This is a genomic window from Streptomyces cellostaticus, from assembly GCF_001513965.1.
Classification (GTDB): Bacteria; Actinomycetota; Actinomycetes; order Streptomycetales; family Streptomycetaceae; genus Streptomyces; species Streptomyces cellostaticus.
Window position 1 is genome coordinate 66,290 of the sequence record NZ_KQ948046.1, and the last position, 7,710, is coordinate 73,999.

Consider the following 7,710-nt stretch of genomic DNA (forward strand, 5'->3'; position numbering starts at 1 on the left):
ACGCTTGTCTAGAACGTTTGTGTAGGTCATGCGTCTAGGACGGTTGTATGGATCGGCGGTAGGGTGGTCCGCATGGGACACCGTGAGGATCTGCTGGAAGGCGCCAAGCGCTGCCTGCTGGAGAAGGGCTTCGCGCGTACGACGGCGCGCGACATCGTGAAGGAGTCGGGGACCAACCTCGCCTCCATCGGCTATCACTACGGCTCGAAGGACGCGCTGCTCGCGCAGGCCTACGTCGCGCTCCTGGAGAACGTGGCCGACGCCTTCGGCTGGGACGGCCCCGAGATCGAGGGCGCACCCGGTTCCCTGGAGCGCTTCCGTGGGGTGTGGTCGAGCATCGTCGCCAGCATGCGGGAGCCCGGCTCGGTGTGGCGGCTCAGCATGGAGGTCATGACCCTCGATCTGCCCGAGGTGCGCGAGCACTTGGCCGGTGCCCAGCGCGAGGGCGGGCGCGGGCTGGTGGCGCTCATGATGGGTGTGCCGGAGGGCGAGGTCCCCGACGAGACCGCGGACACGCTCGGCAGGTTCTATATGACGCTGATGACCGGGCTCATCGCGCAGTGGACGTTCGACGCGAAGACCGCACCCGACGGAGACGCCCTCACCGAGGGCCTGCGCCAGATCGTCGAAGCGGCCGCGAAGAGCTGACCCTGCCGTCCCGCATCTCCACCACCCGGTCCGCGAAGTGCCCTGCGACGGCCGGGTCGTGGCAGGTGATCAGGCAGCCGAGGCCCAGGCCGTCCCGGAGGCCGGCGGGCAGGTTCAGGGGCGTCACGGATGCGGTGGCGGGGGCTGAGGGAGCCGTACGGGTCCTGGAAGACCGGTTGGATACGGGGGTGCAGGGGGCGCGGTTCCCGTTCCGGGAGTGTCGTCAATTCGTGGCCGTGTGACCTTCGCGCCGGTCACGCACCGCCGGGGCCAGCGCGCCCAGCATCAGCACCGCCGTCAGCGCGAACGCCCACGGATACCCCGTGTGCCCCGCGAGAAGCCCGAAGGCCGCGGCGCCCGCGCCCATACCGCCGTCGTAGGCGAGGTTCCACAGCGCGCAGACCGTGCCGTACGAGGGGCGGGAGACGCGGCTGTACATGAGGGCGAGGGTCGCGTTCTGGGCGACGCCGAAACCGGTCCCGAAGACCGCCGCACCCACGAGTACGGCGACGGGACTGGAAAGCGCGGCCATGGCCGACATCCCGGCGGCCGACAGCAGCAGCCCCGGGGCGACCAGCTGCCCGGGGCCGTGCCGGTCGCCGTACCGCCCCGCCGCCCAGCGGGCCGCGGTCGAGGCGGCGCTCTGCACCAGCAGCGCCGCCGTCGCCACACCGGCCGACGCGCGCGAGGCGGCCAGCGGCAGGAACGTGACCAGGATCCCGGCGGCGAGCGCGGTGGCGGCGAAGACCACCGCGGGACGCCGCAGCCCGGCGAGCCGCACGACCCCCACCATGCCGAGGGCCTTCGGCCCGGCGTCCGGTGTGCGTGTGGCCCCGGCCCGTGTTTCACCGCCGGGCGCCTCCCGTTCCTCCGGCGTGGCCTCCCGCAGCGCCGGCACCGAGGGGACGGTCGCCAGCGCCGCCACGCCCGCGGCCACGGTGACCGGCCCGTACCCGACGTTCCCGGCCAGCCACACGCCCAGCGGCAGGGCCACGAGCGACGGGACACCCCCGACCAGGCCGACGAGGGCGAGTCCCTCGCCCCTGCGCTCCGCCGGGATCAGCGCCGCGGTCAGGGCGCCGCCCGCGACGAGCGTCAGGGCGAACCCCAGCCCGCGCACCAGGCAGACCGTCACGGTCCCGGCCGGGCCGTCGGCGGCGGGCAGCGCGAAGGCGGGCGCGCCGAGCAGGAACAGCCCGGCCATCAGCGGTCCCCGGTTGCCGTACCGGGCGACGATCCAGGGTCCGGCCAGCTCGCCGAGGACCGTGGACAGCATCAGCGCGCCGGTGGCGAGGCCCGCCCCGCCGCGGCCGGCGTGCGCGGGCACCGCCGACAGCAGCAGAAAGAAGCTCACCGAGGAGCCGACCATGCTCACGAACCGCAGCAGCAGCGCGCGGGTCAGCAGCGGTGGCCGTACGGCCGAAGCCGCCGCCTGGGAAAGGGAGTTCGTCATGCGGCCGACGCTAGGCGGCGACCGGCCCCCCGGTAAGCTCCAATTCCATGCCAGTGCAGTGGGCCGGTCTGTCCCCCGAGTTGCTGCTGACCGTCGACCGGAGCAGCGGCGAACAGCTGCGCGCGCAGGTGGAGAGGCAATTGCGCGACGCGATCCGGACCGGACGGCTACGGGTGGACGAACGCCTGCCCTCCTCCCGCGAACTCGCCCGCACCCTGGGCCTGTCCCGCGGCCTCGTCCAGGACTGCTACGCCCAACTGCAGGCCGAGGGCTACCTGGTCACCCGGGCCGGCTCGGCCACCCGCGTGGCCCCCTGCGCACAGCCCCCCGCACCACTCGCCCCAGCGCCTGACGCCGAACTCCCGCGCCTCATCGCCGACTTCCGGCACGGCGTCCCCGACCTGGCCTCCTTCCCGCGCGCCGACTGGCTGTGGGCGATCAGGGAGGCGGCCCGCCGCATGCCGACGGCCGACCTCGACTACGGTGACCCGCGCGGCAGCCCGGCCCTGCGCACGGTCGTCGCCGGGTACCTGCGCCGGGTCCGCGCGGCCGCGGCCGACCCCGGCCACACCCTCGTCTGCTCCGGCTATGCCCAGGGCCTCGGCCTCACCCTCCAGGCCCTGGCCCGCACCGGCGTCCGTGCCGTCGCCCACGAGGACCCCGGCAGCCCCGCCACCGCGACGGCCTCCGTACGGGCGGCCGGCCTCACTCCGGTCCCGGTCCCGGTCGACGCGCACGGCATCGACGTACGGGCCCTGGACGCGACCGGAGCGCGCGCGGTGATCGTCACCCCCGCCCACCAGTGGCCGACCGGTGTCGTCCTCGCACCGGAACGCCGCCATGCGCTCCTCGCCTGGGCACGGCGCCGCGACGCCTACGTCATCGAGGACGACTACGACGCCGAGTTCCGCTACGACAAGGAGCCGGTCGGCGCACTCCAGGGCCTCGCGGCCGATCGGGTGATCTCGATCGGCACGGTCAGCAAGTCCCTCGCGCCCGCCCTGCGCATCGGCTGGCTGCTGTGCCCGCCCGCGCTCACCGCACCGCTCACCGAGCTGAAGCGCATCGCCGACCGCGGCACCCCCACCCTCGACCAGCTGGCCCTCGCCCTGCTCATCGAGTCCGGCCGTTACGACCGCCGGCTGCGCCGCATGCGCACCCTGTACGCGGCCCGCTGCAAGGCCCTGCGCGGCGCCCTCGCCGAGCACGCCCCGGCGGTCCGGCTGACCGGCCTGGACGCGGGCTTCCACGCGGTGGCACACCTGCCCGGCGGGATCGACGAGGACACGGTGATCGCCGCCGCCCGGGCCCGACGCGTCGGCCTCTACGGCATGAGCGCCTGCCGCGCCTCGCCCGCCCCGCAGCCGCCCCGCCTGGTCCTGGGCTTCGGCGACGTCCCCGAGCGCGCGATCACGGAGGGCATCGCGACGGTGGCCGACCTGCTCGAAGGACGGGCGCACACCCCGTAAGGGCGTGCCCTCTGCGACCAGTGCCGTGCCCTCTGCGGCTGGGGCCATGCCCCCTGTGGCTAGAGCCGTGCTCTCTTCAGTGCCATGTGCAGCAGCAGGCGGTCCTCGCCGTCGTCCAGGTCCAGGCCCGTCAGCTGCTCCACCCGGGACAGCCGGTAGTACAGCGTCTGCCGGTGGATGCCCAGCTCGGCGGCCGTGCGGCCGGCCTGCCCCGCGCAGTCGAGATAGACCTCGGCGGTGCGGGCCAGCTCCTGGTGCGCGGGGGAGAGGAGGGGCCCGGCGACGGGGTCCTGGGCGGCCTGAGGAGGCAGCGCGGTCAGCAGCCGGTACGGTCCGATGCCCCGCCACTCGGCGACGGGCCCGAACCGCGGCTCGGCCAGCGCGGCCCGCGCGGAAGCGGAGGCCTCCTGCCAGACCGCCCCCAGTTCGGCCAGCCCGGAGCGGGGTTCACCGACACCGGCGGCGACCCCGGTGCCGGGCCCACCGGCACCCGGCCTGCTTCCGGACGCGCGTCCGGCGGCCCCCCGCGCCCCCTCCGCCTCCTTCAGCAACCGTGCGGCCGCCGTCAGGGCGGGCGTCCCCACCTCCGTCGAGCGCAGCCGGACCAGGACCGCGAGGCTCTGCTCCACGGCCCCCCACGGAACCGTGCACAGGGCCGTCGCGTGCGGGACCGTGCGGGGCGACGGGGCGTCGTCGGGATCGGCCGAGGGCCAGGGGGCGACGCAGACCAGGGTGTGCGGGGCGGCCGCGCGGGCGCCGAGGGCCGTGCGGAGTTCGGCCACCGCCATGTCCCGCTGCCAGCCGCTCTCCGCGATCAGCACCGCCCGCAGCTCCCGGCTCAGACCGGCCCCCGCCTGCGCCTCGTCGGCGAGCAGCGCGCCGATCCGGCCCGTCACCTGCATGGCGGCGGCCAGCTGCGCGTCCGTCGGGCCCGGATCGTCCTCCAGCAGCCAGACGTAGCCGAGGACGACACCCCGATGGCGTACCGGCAGGCAGATGCGGCCGCGGTAGACGCCGGCCTCCGGGGTCGGCGGGATCCGTACCGGTCCCGTCGCGCGCGTGATGCCGAAGCCCTCGAACCACGCCCGCACCGCGGCCGTGGACCGCCGGGTCAGGATCGAGCGGGTGCGCACCGGGTCCAGGGCGGACGGATCCAGCTCGCCCTCACTGTCGTACGCACCGAAGGCGATCAGCTCGAAGTCCCGGTTCTCCAGGGTCGCCGGGACACCCAGCAACTCGGAGATCTCGTCCACCAGCTCCTGGTAGTCAGCCTTGTAATCGGTTGCCACTCGGGCATTCTCCCGCATTTCCGCGCCGCCTTCATACATCTGTCTGAGATCCAGGGCACTGATGCGTGACAGCTGTCGATGGCCGACCATCGGAGAGATCCTTAGGTTTCACGGTGGTTCTCCGTGCCGTACCCGAATCGTCGGGTGACGGCCGTTCTGGTGCTTGTCTGTGGAGGTGCCCCGTGCTGGGTCCCGTGATTCTCGCCGCGTCGCGCAGCGACCGGATGCGACGCCTGATCTCGGCTGCCCCGGTGACCAAGCAGGTCGTCGACCGCTTCATCCCGGGCGAGACCGTGGCCGACATCGTCCCGATCATCAGGGACCTGACGGACCGGGGTCTGGAGCTGACGATGGACGTCGTCGGCGAGGACATCACCACCCCTGAGCAGGCCACCGCCGCCCGGGACGCCTACCTGGAGCTGATCGCCCGCCTCAAGGACCTCGAGCTGGGCGAGAAGGTCGAGATGTCCGTCAAGCTGTCCATGTTCGGCCAGGCGCTGGAGGGCGGCCACGAACTGGCCCTCGCCAACGTCCGGCCGGTCGTCGAGGCCGCCGCCGCCATCGGTACGACCGTCACCCTCGACGCCGAGGACCACACCACCCTCGACTCGATGTTCGCCATCCACGAGGAGCTGCGGAAGGACTTCCCGCAGACCGGCTGCGTCATCCAGGCCTACCTCTTCCGCACCGAGGCCGACGCCCGCCGTCTCGCCGCCGCCGGCAGCCGCGTGCGCCTGGTGAAGGGCGCCTACAAGGAGCCCGCCGAGGTCGCCTACCAGCAGAAGCACGAGATCGACAAGGCCTACGTGCGCATCCTGAAGACGCTGATGGAGGGCGAGGGCTACCCGATGATCGGGTCCCACGATCCGCGCCTGATCGCCATCGCCCAGGAGCTGGCCCACCAGGCCGGGCGCAAACTGGACGAGTACGAGTTCCAGATGCTCTACGGCATCCGCGGCGACGAACACCTGCGGCTGGCCGCCGAGGGCCACCGCATGCGCGTCTACACCGCCTACGGCACCGACTGGTACGGCTACTTCATGCGCCGTCTGGCGGAGAAGCCCGCCAACCTCCGGTTCTTCCTCCGCTCGATGGTCAGCAAGGGCTGAGCCCGAACACCCGCTCACGTACAAGGAGTACGGATCTCATGGACGCTGTGACCCAGGTCCCCACCCCCGTCAACGAGCCGGTGCACGGCTACGCCCCCGGCTCGCCCGAGCGCGCCCGCCTGGAGGCCAAGCTCAAGGAGCTGGCCGAGAACCCGGTCGACCTGCCGATGACCATCGGCGGCGAGAAGCGGATGGGCGGCGGCGAGACCTTCCAGGTCGTCCAGCCGCACCACCACAAGGCCGTCATCGGCACCCTGCGCAACGCCACCCAGCAGGACGCGCAGGACGCCATCGACGCGGCCCTCGCCGCCGCGCCGGCCTGGCGCGCGATGTCCTTCGACGACCGCGCGGCGATCATCCTGCGCGCCGCCGAGCTGCTGGCCGGCCCGTGGCGCGAGACCATCGCCGCCTCCACCATGCTCGGCCAGTCCAAGACCGCCCAGCAGGCCGAGATCGACACCCCCTGCGAGCTGGTCGACTTCTGGCGCTTCAACGTTCACTACGCCCGCCAGATCCTCGCCGAGCAGCCCCCGGCGAACTCCCCGGGTGTGTGGAACCGCATGGACCACCGCCCGCTGGAGGGCTTCGTCTACGCGATCACGCCGTTCAACTTCTCGGCCATCGCGGGCAACCTCCCCACCGCCCCCGCCCTGATGGGCAACGTGGTGGTCTGGAAGCCGTCGCCGACGCAGACCCACGCCGCCGTGCTGCTGATGCAGCTGCTGGAGGAGGCGGGCCTGCCGAAGGGTGTCATCAACCTGGTCACGGGTGACGGCATCGAGGTCTCCGAGGTCGCCCTGGAACACCGCGACCTCGCGGGCATCCACTTCACCGGCTCGACCAAGACCTTCCAGTACCTGTGGAAGACGGTCGGCACCAACATCGAGAAGTACCGCTCCTACCCGCGTCTGGTCGGCGAGACCGGCGGCAAGGACTTCCTCGTCGCCCACCCGAGCGCCGACCGTGCTGTCCTGAAGACCGCCCTCACCCGCGGCGCCTTCGAGTACCAGGGCCAGAAGTGCAGCGCGACCTCCCGCGCCTACATCCCGGCCTCCATCTGGAACTCGGGCTTCAAGGAGGAGTTCGCCGCCGAGGTCGACTACCTGACCATGGGTGACGTCACCGACCTGTCGAACTTCGTCGGCGCCGTGATCGACGACCGCGCCTTCGCCAAGAACAAGGCCGCCATCGACCGCGCCAAGCAGGACCCGACCTGCACGATCGTCGCGGGCGGCACCTACGACGACTCGGTCGGCTACTTCGTCCGCCCGACCGTCATCGAGTCCACCGACCCGGAGAACGAGATCTTCCGCACCGAGTACTTCGGTCCGGTCCTCGGTGTGTACGTCTACGAGGACGACCAGTACGACGAGATGCTGGCCCAGATGGAGTCGGTCTCCGACTACGCCCTGACCGGCGCGGTCATCTCCAACGACCGCGCCGCGGCCGCCCACACGATGGAGAAGCTCCGCTACGCGGCCGGCAACTTCTACATCAACGACAAGTCGACCGGCGCCGTCGTCGGCCAGCAGCCCTTCGGCGGCGGCCGTGCCTCCGGCACCAACGACAAGGCCGGCGCCCCGCAGAACCTGATGCGCTGGACCCTGACCCGCGCCATCAAGGAGACGCTGGTCGCGCCGACCGACTACTCGTACCCGCACATGGGCTGATCAGCCCCCCCGAGCGACGGGCCGGGAAGCCTGACTATGAGCAGGCTTCCCGGCCCGTTTCCAACTCCGGCC

Annotated in this window: 6 protein-coding genes; 4 read left to right on the forward strand and 2 right to left on the reverse strand. The window is 72.5% G+C overall.

Annotated features, from left to right (window positions below):
- Positions 1-72 precede the first annotated feature (72 nt).
- Positions 73-648, forward strand: a complete 576-nt coding sequence (locus AQI88_RS36815) for a TetR/AcrR family transcriptional regulator (RefSeq protein WP_067008423.1) — start codon at positions 73-75, stop codon at positions 646-648.
- Positions 649-871: 223 nt separating this feature from the next.
- Here the strand turns inward: AQI88_RS36815 and AQI88_RS36820 are convergent, their stop codons facing one another.
- Entirely contained in the window at positions 872-2,101 is a 1,230-nt protein-coding gene (locus AQI88_RS36820) for an MFS transporter (RefSeq protein ID WP_067008426.1), read from the reverse strand.
- Between the two features lie 47 nt (positions 2,102-2,148).
- Here AQI88_RS36820 and pdxR point away from each other — a divergent pair, with 47 nt between their 5' ends.
- Entirely contained in the window at positions 2,149-3,570 is a 1,422-nt protein-coding gene (gene pdxR / locus AQI88_RS36825; RefSeq protein ID WP_067008429.1) for a MocR-like pyridoxine biosynthesis transcription factor PdxR, read from the forward strand.
- 59 nt (positions 3,571-3,629) lie between these two features.
- On the opposite strand, the gene AQI88_RS48670 is transcribed toward pdxR, so the two are convergent.
- Positions 3,630-4,898: a PucR family transcriptional regulator gene (locus tag AQI88_RS48670; protein WP_208616001.1), complete on the reverse strand. Its 1,269-nt coding sequence runs from the start codon at positions 4,896-4,898 to the stop codon at positions 3,630-3,632.
- A 143-nt stretch (positions 4,899-5,041) separates the two neighbouring features.
- On the opposite strand from AQI88_RS48670, the gene AQI88_RS36835 reads away from it, so the two are divergent.
- Together AQI88_RS36835 and pruA are read left to right on the forward strand one after the other, a co-directional pair.
- On the forward strand, positions 5,042-5,968 hold the full coding sequence (locus AQI88_RS36835) for a proline dehydrogenase family protein (RefSeq protein ID WP_067008432.1): 927 nt from the start codon (positions 5,042-5,044) through the stop codon (positions 5,966-5,968).
- Positions 5,969-6,006: 38 nt separating this feature from the next.
- Positions 6,007-7,638 carry an L-glutamate gamma-semialdehyde dehydrogenase gene (gene pruA / locus AQI88_RS36840; RefSeq protein ID WP_067008436.1) on the forward strand — a complete coding sequence of 544 codons (1,632 nt, stop codon included), beginning with the start codon at positions 6,007-6,009 and terminating at the stop codon, positions 7,636-7,638.
- Positions 7,639-7,710: the final 72 nt, after the last annotated feature.